Consider the following 14,949-nt stretch of genomic DNA (forward strand, 5'->3'; position numbering starts at 1 on the left):
ACCCTCCAGGTACGCGAACCGACGCTGCAGGTTCGCGTACCTGGAGGGTCGGCTCGCCATCCGACCGTCCAGGTACGCGAACCGACCCCCTGGGTACGCGAGCCGACCCTGCTGTCACGGGTGATGCCTGCTTACGCACGAAAGTTCGTGGCCGGGTGGGCGAGGCGCTGGGAGCATGGCGGGCATGTTCGAGGAGAAACGGGTTCCCGACCGGCAGGTCCGGGCCATGCAGACCGAGACGGCCGCGCGGGTCTACCTGTCCTGCTCGCCCGCCGTCGCCGACGCCGCGCTCGAGAAGCAGACCCTCGAGCCGGGCGGAGTCGTGGTGGTCACACCGTCGTTCCGGCTCGCGGCCCACGACAGTGACAACGGCCGCAAGCTCGGCCACGAGCGGGTGCTGGCCGTCGACCTCACCCGCGAAGGCTTCGAGCACGCCCTGGCGGGGGACGCCGAGTGGGTGCCGGAGCGAGATCTCGACCACACGCCGCTGAACTTCCAGGCCGTCCGGCTCGAAGCCGAACTCGGCGGCGAGTGGATCACCGACGTCACCGACGTCACTCCGGTCGTCCGGGACATCGCCGGGCTGCTCGCCACCGACCGGCTCCACCTGGCGGTCAAGCTCGTCCCCCACGAGCCGCCGTACCCGCTCGACGCGACGGCCTAAGGCAGCGTCCGCCAGTGCAGCGCGCCCAGGCCGGCCGCCTCGACGTCCGGCCGGGACGCCCACCGGACCGTGCCCGGGCGCACGTGGACTCCCGCCCCCACCAGCCAGTCCGGCTCGTCCGGCTCGACCCACTCCATCTCTTCGAAGTCGGCCGGCGTCGGCCAGACGGCCGAGCACGAATCACACCGCAGGACGACCGCGCCGGACTCCGTCACCAGCGGCCGCACCAGGCCCTGGTCCCAGAACGAAGGACATTCGACCAGCCACATGCGGCCAGTGGAACCGGCCGCGGTGAACGCCCGACGGCCGGCGGACGACGGCGGCCGGAAGAGCCCGGGAACGCTGTACCGGGTCCAGCGCTTAAGGTTCCCTTAGCACATCTTGATCGAGTCAGTGACCGATACCCTAGTGCGCCACGCCTCACACAGGCCGGTTCCATCACATCGCGGTCACCGAGGGGGTTAGCCTGGTAGGCGCATCAGCGGATTCAAGATCGAGATCGAGACGGATAGAGGCGAGCCCCAGCCGTGTCCAGCAGCAGCCCTGCGTCACAGTTCGGCCCCAACGAGTGGCTGGTCGAAGAGATGTACGACCAGTTCCTCGCCGACCCTTCTTCAGTCGATGCCGCCTGGCACGACTTCTTCGCGGACTTCAAGCCGACGCAGAGCGCGCAGGCCAAGGCGGACACCGCCCGGCAGCAGGCCGACGTCAAGCCCGCCACCAACGGCCAGGCCGCCCAGCCGTCGGCCAAGGCCGTGCAGAACGCGGAGTCGGCGGCCAAGCAGGCCGCGCCCGCCAAGCCGGCCCCCGCCAAGGCGCCGGCGAAGGCCGCACCGAAGCCGGCGGCCGCGAAGGCCGAGCCCAAGGCCGAGGCGAAGAAGGAAGAGCCGGAGTCGAAGCAGCTGCGCGGCGCCGCGGCGGCCATCGCCAAGAACATGGACGCCTCGCTGAGCGTCCCCACCGCGACCAGCGTGCGCGCGGTCCCGGCGAAGCTGATGGCGGACAACCGCATCGTCATCAACAACCACCTCAAGCGCACCCGCGGCGGCAAGATCTCCTTCACGCACCTCATCGGCTACGCGATGGTCCGGGCGCTGAAGGACTACCCGAACCTGAACCGGCACTACCAGCAGATCGACGGCAAGCCGTTCGCGATCACGCCGGAGCACGTCAACTTCGGGCTCGCCATCGACATGAAGGGCAAGGACGGGTCGCGCAACCTCGTCGTGGCCTCGGTCAAGTCCGTCGAGGACATGACGTTCCTGCAGTTCTGGCAGGCCTACGAGGACATCGTCAAGAAGGCCCGCAACAACAAGCTGACCGCCGACGACTTCGCCGGCACCACGATCTCGCTGACCAACCCGGGCGGCATCGGCACCAACCACTCGGTGCCGCGGCTGCAGGCCGGCCAGGGCGCCATCATCGGCGTCGGCGCCATGCAGTACCCGGCCGCCTTCGAGGGCACCAGCGAGAAGACCCTCGTCGACCTCGGCATCAGCAAGATCATGACGCTGACCTCGACCTATGACCACCGCATCATCCAGGGCGCGGAGTCGGGCGAGTTCCTCAAGCGCATCCACCAGCTGCTGCTCGGCGAGGACGGCTTCTACGACGACGTCTTCACCAGCCTGCGCCTGCCGTACGAGCCGATCCGCTGGGTCGCCGACATCCCGGACGGCCCGGTCGACAAGACCGCCCGCGTGATCGAGCTGATCGACGCGTTCCGGATGCGCGGCCACCTGATGGCCGACACCGACCCGCTGAACTACCGCCAGCGCAGCCACGCCGACCTGGACGTGCTGTCCCACGGCCTGACGCTCTGGGACCTCGACCGCGAGTTCCCGGTCGGCGGCTTCGCCGGCCAGGAGCGGATGAAGCTGCGCGACATCCTGGGCGTGCTGCGCAACTCCTACTGCCGCACGGTCGGCATCGAGTACACGCACATCCTCGACCCCGAGGAGCGCCGCTGGATCCAGGAGCGCGTCGAGATCCCGCACGAGAAGCCGGACCCCGCGGTCCAGAAGTACGTGCTCTCGAAGCTGAACGCCGCCGAGGCGTTCGAGACGTTCCTGCAGACCAAGTACGTCGGCCAGAAGCGCTTCTCGCTCGAGGGCGGCGAGACGGCGATCCCGCTGCTCGACACGCTGCTGGACAAGGCCGCCGAGCACGAGCTCGACGAGGTCGTCATCGGCATGCCGCACCGCGGCCGGCTGAACGTGCTGGCCAACATCGTCGGCAAGCCGATCAGCCAGATCTTCCAGGAGTTCGAGGGCAACCTCGACCCGGGCCAGGCGCACGGCTCCGGTGACGTGAAGTACCACCTCGGCGCCGAGGGCAAGTACTTCCGGATGTTCGGCGACGGCGAGACGAAGGTGTCGCTGACGGCGAACCCGTCGCACCTGGAGACCGTCGACCCGGTGCTCGAGGGCATCGTCCGCGCGAAGCAGGACCTCCTGGACAAGGGCGGCGAGGGCTACACCGTGCTGCCGGTCCTGATGCACGGCGACGCGGCCTTCGCGGGCCAGGGTGTCGTGGCCGAGACGCTGAACCTGGCGCTGCTGCGCGGCTACCGCACCGGTGGCACCGTGCACGTGATCGTCAACAACCAGGTCGGCTTCACGACCGCGCCGGAGCACTCGCGCTCCAGCCAGTACGCCACCGACGTCGCGAAGATGATCGGCTCGCCGATCTTCCACGTGAACGGCGACGACCCGGAAGCCGCGCACTGGGTGGCCAAGCTGGCCGTCGAGTACCGGCAGGCGTTCCACAAGGACGTCGTCATCGACCTGATCTGCTACCGCCGCCGCGGCCACAACGAGGGCGACGACCCCTCGATGACGCAGCCGGCGATGTACGACATCATCGACACCAAGCGCTCGACGCGGAAGACCTACACCGAGTCGCTGATCGGCCGCGGCGACATCTCCGTCGAGGAGGCCGAGGCCGCGCTGCGCGACTTCTCGAGCCAGCTGGAGCACGTCTTCAACGAGGTCCGCGAGCTGGAGAAGCACCCGGCGAAGGCCAGCCCGTCGGTCGAGGAGGAGCAGCAGGTCCCGGCCAAGGTGAAGACGTCGGTCCCGGACGAGGTCATCGAGCGCATCGGCGACGCGTTCGTCCAGGTCCCGGACGGCTTCACGCCGCACCCGCGCGTCAAGCCGGTGATGGAGCGCCGCCACAAGATGTCGCGCGAAGGCGACATCGACTGGGCGTTCGGCGAGCTGCTGGCGTTCGGGTCGCTGGCGATGGAGGGCCGGCTGGTCCGGCTGTCCGGCCAGGACTCGCGGCGCGGCACGTTCACCCAGCGGCACTCGGTGTTCATCGACCGCAAGACCGGCCAGGAGTACGCGCCGCTGCAGAACCTGGCCGACGGCCAGGGCCGCGTGATGATCTACGACTCGGCGCTGTCGGAGTACGCGGCCGTCGGCTTCGAGTACGGCTACTCGGTGGCGAACTCCGAGGCGCTGGTGATGTGGGAAGCGCAGTTCGGCGACTTCGTCAACGGCGCCCAGACGGTCATCGACGAGTACATCTCCTCGGGCGAGGCCAAGTGGGGCCAGCGTTCGGACGTCGTGCTGCTGCTGCCGCACGGCCACGAGGGCCAGGGCCCGGACCACACGTCCGGCCGCATCGAGCGCTTCCTCTCGCTGTGCGCGGAGGGTTCGATGACGGTGTCGGTCCCGTCCACCCCGGCGAACTACTTCCACCTGCTGCGCCGCCACGCCCTCGACGGCATCCAGCGCCCGCTGGTGGTCTTCACGCCGAAGTCGATGCTGCGCAACAAGGCGGCGACGTCGGCCGTCGCGGACTTCACCGGCGAAAGCCGCTTCATGTCCGTCATCGACGACGTCACACCGGACCCGTCGAAGATCCGCAAGGTGCTGCTGACCTCCGGGAAGCTGTACTGGGAGCTGGTGGCGGAGCGGACGAAGCGCGAGGCCGACGACGTCGCGATCGTCCGGATCGAGCAGTACTACCCGCTGCCGAAGAAGAAGCTGCTGGCGGCCCTGGAGCGCTACACGAACGCGACGCAGGTCGCGTGGGTCCAGGAGGAGCCCGAGAACCAGGGTGCGTGGCCGTTCTTCGGCCTGAACCTGCCCCGGAAGTTCCCGGAGGTCCTCTCGGGCCTGCAGGTCGTCTCCCGCCGCCCGATGGCGGCCCCGTCGGCGGGTTCGTCGAAGGTGCACGAGGTGGAGCAGAAGGCGCTGATCGCGAAGGCGTTCGACTGACCGCTTGACCACGCCGAAGGCCCCCGCGCTCCTGGTGCGGGGGCCTTCGCCGTCCTGGGCAAGGGTCTTCGCCGTTCCGGGCCAGAGGTCTTCGCCGTTCCGGAACTGTCGGCCCCCTCCGGTAGCGTGGGAACCGGGGGCGCAGCCCAAACCCGATTGCCCCGCCCACCGGTTCGCGGCAAGGTGGCGATCATGCTGATCCGCCGGGAGACCCCCGCCGACCGGGCCGCGATCCACGCCGTCCACAGCGCCGCCTTCCGGCGCGACGACAACGAACCCCCGGCCGAAGCACCCCTCGTGGACGAACTCCGCGCCGACGGCGACCTCGTCGACGCCCTCTCCCTCGTCGCCATCCGTGACGGCGAGGTCGTCGGACACGTCTGCTGCAGCCGCGCCCGCGTCGGCGAGGACTCCGCAGCCGCCGTCGGGCTCGGGCCGCTCGGGGTGCTGCCCGCGCACCAGCGCACTGGCGTCGGCTCCGCGCTGATGCACGCCGTCCTCGGCGCTGCCGATGCCCTCGGCCACGGCCTGGTCGTCCTGCTCGGCAATCCGGCCTACTACGAACGGTTCGGCTTCGCCCGAGCCGACACGCTCTCGATCACCGCACCGGACCCGGCGTGGGGCCCGCACTTCCAGGCGCGCACGCTCACCCGTCACGACCCGGCACAGGCGGGCGCGTTCCAGTACGCGCCGGCCTTCTCCCGCATCTGAACAGGAGCCTGGCATGTACGCACCGACCTCCTCCGTCGGCGTCCGGATCAACCGCGAGCAGCCGCCGGCCAAGCTCGTCGAGCTCGCGCGGCAGGCCGAAGACGCCGGTCTCGACGAAGTCTGGCTGGTCGAGGACTGCTTCTGGGCCGCGGGCATCGCCACCGTCGCGACCGCGCTGGCGGTGACCTCGACCATCAAGGTCGGCATCGGCGTCCTGCCGGCCGTCGCGCGCAACCCGGCGATCGCGGCGATGGAGCTGGCGGCCCTCGCGGAGCTGCACCCGGGCCGGCTGATCGGCGGCCTCGGGCACGGCGTCGCGTCGTGGATGCGCCAGCTCGGCGCCTACCCGGCGTCCCCGCTGGCGGCGCTGGACGAGACGCTGGTGGCGGTCCGCCGGCTCCTGGCGGGCGACCGCGTCTCGATGCGCGGCCGGCACGTCGAGCTGGACGAGGTCGAGCTGGTGTTCCCGCCGAAGACGGTGCCCCCGGTGCTGGCCGGGGTCCGCCGGCCGAAGTCCCTGGCCGTGGCGGGGGCCTCGGCGGACGGGACGGTCCTGGCCGAGCCGTCCCCGCCCGAGTTCGTCCGGACGGCGCTGGCCGGCATCGCGGCCACCGGCCCGCACGCCCTGGTGACGTACAACTGGCTGGCCCTCGGCGACCGCGAGCGGGCGCGTACGACCGTCGCGGAGTCGCTGAACCCGGGCTCGCGCGTGCAGGTGGAGGGCCTGCCGTTCGCCGCGGAGCTGCTGGCCCTGATGGATTCGACGTCCACTGTGGACGAACTGGCGGCCGGCCTGCACCCGGAGTGGATCGACCGCCTGGCCGTCTGCGGCGACCTGGACACCTGTGCGGCCGCGGTCCGGTCGCTGCACGACGCCGGCAGCGGCTCGGTGGTGCTGCTGCCCCTTCCGGAGGAGCCGCCGGAGCGGGGCATCGAGGACGCGGCCCGCGTCGCGGCGGCCGTGCGCGGCTGAGGGCCGGGCTGCTCGCTACCGCCGGGGTCGCCACCAGCGAGGCGATCCACGTCGCCGTCGCCGCGGCCGGGCTCGCCGCGCTCTTCGCCGCCGTGCCCGTCGCGTTCACCGTGGTGCGGATCGTCTGGGTCCGGCGGAAGAAGAACCAGCGCCGGATCGAGGTCGCCACCGGGGGCATCTTCATCGGCCTCGGCGTCCACCTCGCCGTGGATCGTTAACCGGTTGCCGCCCGTGGCGGTGTCTGCTTCACTGAAAACCGACCCGACCCCTGGAGTTGATCATGCGCCGAGCTTTCGTGTTCTTCCCGTTGGCCGAATCCGCCCACACCGAGGACATGAAGCTCGTTGCCGACACTCAACCTGGGAATTCTCGCGCACGTCGACGCCGGTAAAACCACCCTCACCGAGCGGCTGCTGCTCGCCGCCGGCGTGATCGACCGGCTGGGCCGCGTCGACGACGGCACCACGCAAACCGACACCCTCGCGCTCGAACGCGCCCGCGGGATCACCATCAAGTCCGCCGTCGTCTCGTTCGCGATCGGCGCCACCACCGTCAACCTCATCGACACCCCCGGCCACCCGGACTTCATCGCCGAGGTCGAACGGGTGCTGAGCGTGCTCGACGGCGCCGTGCTCGTCGTCTCGGCCGTCGAAGGCGTCCAAGCGCAGACCCGCGTGCTCGCCCGGGCCCTGGACCGGCTCGGCATCCCGGCGGTCGTCTTCGTCAACAAGACCGATCGCCGCGGCGCCGATCCCGGCCGCGTGCGGGCCGAGATCGCCCGCAAACTGCCACCCGCACCCGTGGTGCAGGGTTCGGCGCTCACCGGCGACGGCGTCGACGAGCTCCGCGCGGCCGTCGTGGACCTGCTGCCGAAGTCCGAAGAGGACACCGGCGGCCCGTTGTCCGGCACGGTGTTCAAAGTGGACAGCCGGAAAGCGGTGCTGGTCCGCGTGTTCTCCGGCACGCTGCGCGTCCGGCAGAAGCTCCCGGCCGGCAAGGTCACCGCGATCCACGTCTTCGAGCAGGGCAAGGCCGTCCGGCGCGACCGGGTCACCGCCGGCCGGATCGCCCGCGTCACCGGCCTCGACGCCCGGATCGGCGACGCGATCGGCGAGCCACCGGCGTCGGCCGGGCGGCAGTTCGCGCCGCCGACGCTCCGGACCGTCGTGACGACCGGCGGCGACAGGGGTGCGCTGCACGCGGCGCTGGCCCAGCTCGCCGAGCAGGACCCGCTCATCGGGCTGCGGGTCGACGGATCCGAAATCCTCCTTTCCCTGTACGGCGAAGTCCAGAAAGAGGTCATCCAGGCGACGCTCGCCGACGAATACGGTGTGGACGTCGAATTCGGTGAAACAACCACGATCCACGTCCAGCGCGTGACCGGCACCGGCGAAGCCGTCCGGCTGATCGGCCAGGACGCGGACCCGTTCCTCGCCACCGTCGGGCTCCGCGTCGAACCCGCCGACGGCGGCGTCACGTTCGGACTGGCCGTCGAGCCGGGCTCCATGCCGGCGGCGTTCTTCCGCGCCGTCGAAGAGACTGTCCGGGCGACGCTGGCAAGCTGGTCGGTACCGGCGTGCACGGTCACCATGACCCATTCCGGTTACTACGCAAGGCAAAGCCATTCCCACGGAACGTTCGACAAGAGCATGTCCAGCACCGCGGGCGACTTCCGCGACCTGACGCCGATCGTGCTCCGGGAGGCCCTCGACCGGGCCGGGACGGTGGAGTGCGAACCGATCCACCGGTTCACACTCGACGTCCCGGCCGACACGATCAGCGCCGTCACCCAGGCCGTCGCCCGCGTGCGCGGGATCCCGAAACAGACCACAATGGACGGACCGGAGGCCCGCGTCGAAGGCGACCTCCCGGCCGCCGAGGTGCACGGCATCCAGCGGCGCCTACCGGGACTCACCCGCGGCGAGGGCGTACTGGAGACGACGTTCGACCGGTACGAGCCTAGGACCTGAGGTGGTTGCGGGCGAGGAAGTCCTCGGCGATGTCGAGGGGATTGCGCTTCTGCTCGGTGAACTCGACGTTGAGCTGCGTGAGCTGCTCGGTGGTCAGCGCCGCCGACACGCGGTTCAGCGCCGCCACTTCGGCGGGCGACAGCGTCCCGCGGGCCACCAGCGGCACGATGTTCTGCGCCGGGAACATGTTCTTGTCGTCGGCCAGCGGCACGAACCCGTTCGCGGCGATCGTCGACGACGTGCTGAACAGGTCCGCCACCTGCACGTCCCCCGACTTCAGCGCGGCCACCGTCACCGGCCCGCCGGTGTCGGTCGTGCGGATCTCCTTGAACTCGCAGCCGTACAGCGCCTTGATCTTGTCCTTCCAGCGGCTGCTCCACTGCCCCGGCCCGCCGAACACCAGCTCGCGGCAGCGCGGGCCCAGGTCGGAGATCGTCTTCACCCCGCTGGACGCCAGTTGCGGGCCGACGACCAGCAGGTCCTTGTCCTCGGCGGGTGCCTGGTCGAGCACTTCGAACCCGGCGGGGAGCTTCTGCCGCAACTGCGTGAGGACGTCCTGCGGTTTCGTCGCCGTGGTCTCCTTGTCGAAGTACCGCAACAGGTTCCCGCTGTAGTCCGGCACCACCGACAGTGACTTGTCCTGCAGCGCCTTGACGACGACCTCGCGGCTGCCCACCGGCGGCCGCACGGTCACGTTCGAGGCACCGGCATCGCGAAGGGCACCCGCGTAGATCTGAGCCAGCAGCAGGCTTTCCCCGACGTCGGACGCGCCGATGATGATGTCGCCGGTCGCGCCGCCTTCGCCGCCGCCCGCGAGCGGATTGCCGCAGCCGGCCGCCAGTACCAGGACCACCAGCATGATCAGCCGCTTCACGCCGTCACCTTCTTCACGGCCGCCGCGAGCCGGACACCCCGCGGCACCAGAGCGCGGTTCAGCAACGCGAAGAGCAGATCGAGCACGATCGCCAGCGCTGTCGTCAGCAACGCGCCCGCGATGACCTCCGAATAGTCCAAAATGGCCAGTCCGTCGAGCAGGAACCGGCCCAGGCCACCGAGACCGACGTACGCGGCCACCGCGGCGGTCGCCACGAGCTGCAGCACGGCGTTGCGGATGCCGCCGAGCACGAGCGGCAGCGAGATCGGCACCTCGACCTGCCAGAGCCGCTGCCACCCGGTCATCCCGACGCCCTCGGCCGCGTCGACCACGCCGTGGTCGGTCGCCTGCAGCCCGGCGTAGGTGCCGGCCAGGATCGGCGGCACGGCCAGCACGACCAGCCCGATGATCGTCGAGGTGACGCTTTCGGTGAAGAGCAGGAACAGGAACGTGACGAGACCCAGCGTCGGCAGCGCGCGGATCACGTTGCCCGCGCCCACCAGCGCGACGCCGCCGCGCCCGGTGTGGCCGACGAACAGTCCCAAGGGGACGGCGATGACCAGCGCGATCACCAGCGACAACGCGGTGTAGCCCAGGTGTTCCAGCAGCCGCTGCGGGATGCCGTCCGGGCCGGACCAGTGCGCCGGGTCGCCGAACCAGCGGAAGAGATCGGTGATCATGCGGCGCCCACCCGTTCCCACGGCGTCAGGAGGTTCCGGATCCCCACCAGGACCAGGTCGACGACCAGCGCGAGCAGCAGCGTCAGCACGATGCCGACGACGATCGGCGAGAAGTACTCGCGCTGGAAGCCGTCGGTGAACAGCACGCCGAGGCCGCCGGTGCCGATCAGTGCGCCGACGCTGACCAGGCTGATGTTGCTGACCGACGCGACCCGCACGCCGGCCGCCAGCACCGGCACCGACAGCGGCAGTTCGACGGCGAAGAACCGGCGCAGCGGCTTGTAGCCGACGGCGGTCGCGGCGGCGATCACCGGCGGGGGCACCGCGTCGAGGGCGTCGAGCACCGGCCGGACCAGCAGCGCCGTCGTGTAGATCGTCAGCGCGACGACGACGTTGACGCTGTCCAGGATCTTCGACCCGATCAGGCCGGGGATGACGACGAACAGCGCGAGCGACGGGATGGTGTAGAGCAGGTTCGCCAGCACCATCAGCACCTGCCGGGCGGGCTGCCACCGGCTGCCGAGCCAGCCCGCCGCGATGGCCAGGACGATGCCGAGCACCAGCGGGAGCAGCGCCAGGTAGACGTGGTCGCCCAGGTCGCCGAGGATTTCGGCGCGGGTGTTCCCGCTGCTCAGGTACTGCCCGAGCTCGTCGAAGAAGCTCATGACGCCTGCGGGGTCGCCTCGATCACGTCCAGCACCTGCCGCGCGACCACGGCGCCGAGCACCCGGTGCTCCTCGTCGACGACCACGCCGAGACTGGCCGGCGACGAAAGAGCCGCGTCCAGCGCGCCGCGGATCGGCGTGCCGCGCACCCAGAGCGAACCGCCGGCCACGAGGTCGTCCTCGGCCAGCGGACCGTCCACTGTGGAGTTCGGCGGCAGCCAGCCGCGCGGGTGCCGGTCGGCGTTGACCGCGAGCCGCCAGCCGTCGCTCGCGGGCACCGCGGCACCGATCTCGACCAGCTCCAGCTCCTTGACCTCGACGCCTTCGGCGGAGAGGAACGACAGCCCGCGGTAGCCGCGGTCCCGGCCGACGAACGACGCGACGAAGTCGTCCACCGGGTGGCGCAGCACGTCGGCGGGTGTGCCGTACTGGGCGAGCTTGCCGCCGACGCGCATCACCGCGACCTTGTCGCCGAGCCGGACGGCCTCGTCGATGTCGTGGGTGACGAACACGATCGTCTTGCCCAGCTGCGACTGCAGCCGCAGCAGCTCGTTCTGCAGGTCCTCGCGCACGATCGGGTCGACGGCGGAGAACGGCTCGTCCATCAGCAGCACCGGCGAGTCCGCGGCGAGCGCGCGGGCGACGCCGACGCGCTGCTGCTGGCCGCCCGAAAGCTGGGCCGGGTACCGCTTGCCGAGCTCGAGGGGCAGGCCGATGATCTCCAGCAGCTCGGCGGCCCGCTTGCGCGCCTTCGCCTTGTCCCAGCCCGAAAGCAGCGGCACGGTGGCGATGTTGTCCAGCACCGTCCGATGTGGAAAGAGCCCGGCGTGCTGGATGACGTAGCCGATGCCGCGGCGCAGCAGCGCCGGGTCGCCCTCGGCGACGTCCTTGCCGTCGAGCAGCACCTGCCCGCCGGTGGGCTCGACCATCCGGTTGATCATCCGCAGCGACGTCGTCTTGCCGCAGCCGGACGGGCCGACGAACACGGTGATCGTGCCGTCCTCGACCGTCAGGTTCAGCTTGTCGACGGCGACCGTCCCATCCGGATACTGCTTGGTCACGTCGCGGAATTCGATGGTCACTGCCACTCCCCATGTCCCGGTCCGTCCGACCGTAGCCGAGTCCGCGGTGGTTGGCACGCTGTTCCGCAGGCTGGTGACTAGGCTCGTGGTCCGTGAACGCCCTCGACGACGTCCTCGCCGCGCACGGCGTCGGCGTCCGCCCGCTCTACCGCGTCATCGACCTGCTGCGCACCGGCGACCACGACCTCGGCGAGCTGGTCCGGCTGTCCACGGCGCCGCGACGCAGCGTGGAGGCCGTCCTCGCCGCCCTCGGCGACGACCTCGACCGCAGCGGCGACCGGCTGCGGATCGCCCCCGGCGTCGCGGCTTCGTACCTGCAGTACACCGCGCCGCGCTTCACCGACCCGCTGGACGAAGCCGTCGCGGGCCACGAGCTGCTGCCGAAGGTCGCCGAGTGGGTGGCCGAGGTGCCGTCGCCGCTGGCCGCGCTCGACCACGTGCAGGCCACACCGGAAACCGTGCTGCGCCGGGCCCTGTGGCTGGACGCGCAGTACGACCTCGCCTCGGCGCGGCTGCTGTTCCTCGGCGACCACGACCTGACGTCGCTGGCGGTGCGGGCGGTCTGCCCGGCGGCGTCGCTCACCGTCGTCGACCTGGACGAACGCGTGCTCGCCTACCTCGACGACCGCGGCGAGCGCGGCATCGCGACGGCCCACGCGGACCTGCGCGTCGGCCTGCCACCGGCGTTCGCGGGCCGGTTCGACCTGGTGTTCAGCGATCCGCCGTACACGCCCGAGGGCATGGGGCTGTTCGCGGCGCGCGGGGTGCAGGCGCTGCGGGAGCCGAGCGAGGGACGGCTGCTGCTGGCCTACGGCTACAGCCCGCGCCACCCGGCGCTCGGCGCGCAGGTGCAGCGGTCGCTGGCCACGCTCGGGCTGACGTTCCAGGCGATCCTGCCGGGCTTCAACCGCTACTTCGGCGCGCAGGCGATCGGCAGTTCGGCGGACCTGTACGTCTGCCAGCCGACGGCGAAGGCCAAGAAGATGCGTGGCGGCAAGGCGATCTACACGCACGGGCCGCAGTCGGTGGAGGCGGCGGGGACGAAACCGGCGCTGGTGGAGAAACTGAAGGAAATCGCCGGCGCCGGCGGGCTGGCGCTGGAGTCGCGGCCGGTGGACTGGTCGATCTCGGGCCCCGAGGGCGACGCCGTCGCCATGGACCTCTCGGGCGACCCGGGCCCGTGGCTGCTGCGGACGCTGCTGGGCACGAACGCCCGCCGCCTGGCCCTGCTGGTGCCCAACGCGCACCCGGACCTCGCGGACCAGGCGTCCCAGGAGGCCCTGGCGTCACTCGTCCGGGGGAAGTACGCGCTGCGCTACCTGCGGAGCACGCCGGCCAACCGGCACGCGGTGGTGGTGGCGGACGCGGTGGCGCACCAGGACGAGATCCTCACGCGCGCCCACGCCCGTCTGGCCAACGTCTCACTCGACGTCCCGGAAGACCTGGTGGACCTGCGCCTGGTCGACGTCCCCCGCCACCGGCTCCCCGAACTCCTGCACTCCTGAGCCTGCCGCGGCCCTCGTGAGTGAGAAACAGGGTTAGAACACTGTTTCTCACTCACGAGGGGCTGCGGCAGGGCAGTCAGGCGGTGACGCCGTCGGCTTCGGCGGCCTTCGCCACCGCGGCCGCGACCTCCGGGGCCACGCGCGGGTCGAGCGGCGACGGGACGATCCGGTCCGGGCCGAGGTCGTCCATCGCCACCGAGACGATCGCCTCGGCCGCGGCCAGCTTCATGTTCTCCGTGATCGCCCGCGCGCCCGAGTCGAGCGCGCCGCGGAAGACGCCCGGGAACGCCAGCACGTTGTTGATCTGGTTCGGGAAGTCGCTGCGCCCGGTGGCCACGATCGACGCGTACCGCGCGGCCACGTCCGGGTGCACCTCCGGGTCCGGGTTGGACAGTGCGAACACGATGCCGCCGCCCGCCATCCGGCCGAGCAGGGACTCGTCGATCGTCGCGCCGGACAGGCCGAGGAACACGTCGGCGCCCTCCAGCGCTTCCGCCAGGCCGCCCTTCAGGCCGGCCTTGTTCGTCGTCGCCGCCAGCCGCTCCTTGACCGGGTTCAGCCCCTCGCGGCCGGAGTGGATGATGCCGCGCGAGTCGAGGACCGTGACGTCGCCGATGCCCGCCTCCCGGAGGATCTTCGCGCAGGCCACACCGGCCGCACCCGCACCGGAGACGACGACCCGCTGGTCGGCGATCGCCCGGTCGAGGACCAGGTTGGCGCCGCGCAGCGCGGCCAGGGTCACGATCGCCGTGCCGTGCTGGTCGTCGTGCATGACCGGGCAGTCGAGCGCCTCCTTGAGCTTGTCCTCCAGCTCGAAGCACCGCGGCGCGGAGACGTCCTCCAGGTTGACCGCCCCGAACGACGGCCGCAGCCGCACCAGCGTCTCGACGATCTCGTCGACGTCGGTGGTGTCCAGCACCAGCGGGATCGAGTCGAGCCCGCCGAAGGTCTTGAAGAGCACCGACTTGCCCTCCATGACCGGCAGCGACGCGCTCGCGCCGATGTCACCGAGGCCGAGCACCGCCGTCCCGTCGCTGACCACGACGACCAGCCGGTCCGCCCACGTGTAGCGCTTGGCCTTGGCCGCGTCCTCGGCGATCGCGCGGCTCACCTTCGCCACCCCCGGGGTGTAGGCGATCGAAAGGTCACGCGGGCTGGAAATGGGGCGGGTGGCCGCCACCGAGAGCTTGCCGCCCTCGTGCCCGGTGAAGATCTCTTCGTCGGTGACCGGCGCGACAGTGCCGGTGGGGTCGGTCATGGGGTTTCCTGTCGTCGTTTCCGTCATTCGTCCAGTGGGAATGACGGAACTCGCGGTTCGGACGTGGGTCACTGGAATTTCTCCTGGGCATGCGAGCTGGGACCACGGGGAAACCGTGGGGGAATCCCGGCACGGCAGCCCAGCGCGGTAGCGCCGGCCTGTCGGCGAGGCGTCACGTCGGCCATCGGTGCCGTGGGTCTGGCGATGGCCGCGGACGCGGCGGTCCGGCCATTGTGACAGGTCCCCTGCCGCGAGTGACCCCTCGGTGCGGTTGATGTCACACCGGCGCCCTTTTCCCGGCAATTCCCAAGACGTCCGTCCGGTTTTGTAAGGCGCCCGAT

Annotated in this window: 13 protein-coding genes; 7 read left to right on the top strand and 6 right to left on the bottom strand. The window is 70.9% G+C overall.

Annotation, left to right across the window (positions count from 1 at the left end):
• Positions 1 to 184 precede the first annotated feature (184 nt).
• On the top strand, positions 185 to 664 hold the full coding sequence (locus ABZW17_RS14210) for a DUF4291 family protein (RefSeq protein ID WP_354813238.1): 480 nt from the start codon (positions 185 to 187) through the stop codon (positions 662 to 664).
• On the opposite strand, the gene ABZW17_RS14215 is transcribed toward ABZW17_RS14210, so the two are convergent.
• A complete protein-coding gene (locus tag ABZW17_RS14215; RefSeq protein ID WP_354813240.1) occupies positions 661 to 933 on the bottom strand; it encodes a hypothetical protein in 273 nt (90 codons plus the stop codon). The genes ABZW17_RS14210 and ABZW17_RS14215 overlap by 4 nt on opposite strands.
• A gap of 258 nt (positions 934 to 1,191) precedes the next feature.
• Between ABZW17_RS14215 and ABZW17_RS14220 the strand changes: the two genes are divergently transcribed.
• The 5 genes from ABZW17_RS14220 to ABZW17_RS14240 all read left to right on the top strand — a co-directional run bounded on the left by ABZW17_RS14220 (position 1,192) and on the right by ABZW17_RS14240 (position 8,544).
• On the top strand, positions 1,192 to 4,890 hold the full coding sequence (locus ABZW17_RS14220) for a multifunctional oxoglutarate decarboxylase/oxoglutarate dehydrogenase thiamine pyrophosphate-binding subunit/dihydrolipoyllysine-residue succinyltransferase subunit (RefSeq protein WP_354813242.1): 3,699 nt from the start codon (positions 1,192 to 1,194) through the stop codon (positions 4,888 to 4,890).
• Positions 4,891 to 5,082: 192 nt separating this feature from the next.
• Entirely contained in the window at positions 5,083 to 5,601 is a 519-nt protein-coding gene (locus ABZW17_RS14225; protein ID WP_354813244.1) for an N-acetyltransferase, read from the top strand.
• A 13-nt stretch (positions 5,602 to 5,614) separates the two neighbouring features.
• Entirely contained in the window at positions 5,615 to 6,574 is a 960-nt protein-coding gene (locus tag ABZW17_RS14230; RefSeq protein ID WP_354813246.1) for an LLM class flavin-dependent oxidoreductase, read from the top strand.
• 92 nt (positions 6,575 to 6,666) lie between these two features.
• Entirely contained in the window at positions 6,667 to 6,792 is a 126-nt protein-coding gene (locus tag ABZW17_RS14235) for a hypothetical protein (RefSeq protein ID WP_354813248.1), read from the top strand.
• Positions 6,793 to 6,918: 126 nt separating this feature from the next.
• A complete protein-coding gene (locus tag ABZW17_RS14240; protein WP_354813250.1) occupies positions 6,919 to 8,544 on the top strand; it encodes a GTP-binding protein in 1,626 nt (541 codons plus the stop codon).
• Here the strand turns inward: ABZW17_RS14240 and ABZW17_RS14245 are convergent.
• From ABZW17_RS14245 to ABZW17_RS14260, 4 genes are read right to left on the bottom strand one after another with little or no spacing between them, the layout of a single operon-like run.
• Complete coding sequence (locus ABZW17_RS14245; protein WP_354813252.1) at positions 8,534 to 9,418, bottom strand: ABC transporter substrate-binding protein; 885 nt, start codon at positions 9,416 to 9,418, stop codon at positions 8,534 to 8,536. The two genes, ABZW17_RS14240 and ABZW17_RS14245, sit on opposite strands and share 11 nt — an antisense overlap.
• Positions 9,415 to 10,098: an ABC transporter permease subunit gene (locus tag ABZW17_RS14250; RefSeq protein WP_354813254.1), complete on the bottom strand. Its 684-nt coding sequence runs from the start codon at positions 10,096 to 10,098 to the stop codon at positions 9,415 to 9,417. The genes ABZW17_RS14245 and ABZW17_RS14250 overlap by 4 nt, the downstream gene beginning before the upstream one ends.
• Positions 10,095 to 10,763, bottom strand: coding sequence for an ABC transporter permease subunit (locus ABZW17_RS14255; protein ID WP_354813256.1), 669 nt, complete (start codon positions 10,761 to 10,763; stop codon positions 10,095 to 10,097). Before ABZW17_RS14255 ends, ABZW17_RS14250 begins: the two co-directional genes overlap by 4 nt.
• Positions 10,760 to 11,845 (bottom strand): ATP-binding cassette domain-containing protein, encoded by a 1,086-nt coding sequence (locus ABZW17_RS14260; protein WP_354813258.1) that lies wholly within the window; start codon positions 11,843 to 11,845, stop codon positions 10,760 to 10,762. The genes ABZW17_RS14255 and ABZW17_RS14260 overlap by 4 nt, the downstream gene beginning before the upstream one ends.
• Before the next feature lie 92 nt (positions 11,846 to 11,937).
• Between ABZW17_RS14260 and ABZW17_RS14265 the strand changes: the two genes are divergently transcribed.
• On the top strand, positions 11,938 to 13,350 hold the full coding sequence (locus ABZW17_RS14265; RefSeq protein ID WP_354813260.1) for a bis-aminopropyl spermidine synthase family protein: 1,413 nt from the start codon (positions 11,938 to 11,940) through the stop codon (positions 13,348 to 13,350).
• Between the two features lie 76 nt (positions 13,351 to 13,426).
• On the opposite strand, the gene ABZW17_RS14270 is transcribed toward ABZW17_RS14265, so the two are convergent.
• Positions 13,427 to 14,608, bottom strand: a complete 1,182-nt coding sequence (locus ABZW17_RS14270; RefSeq protein ID WP_354813262.1) for an NADP-dependent malic enzyme — start codon at positions 14,606 to 14,608, stop codon at positions 13,427 to 13,429.
• Positions 14,609 to 14,949 lie beyond the last annotated feature (341 nt).

The sequence above is a fragment of the Amycolatopsis sp. NPDC004625 genome, from assembly GCF_040609695.1.
Lineage (GTDB): Bacteria > Actinomycetota > Actinomycetes > Mycobacteriales > Pseudonocardiaceae > Amycolatopsis.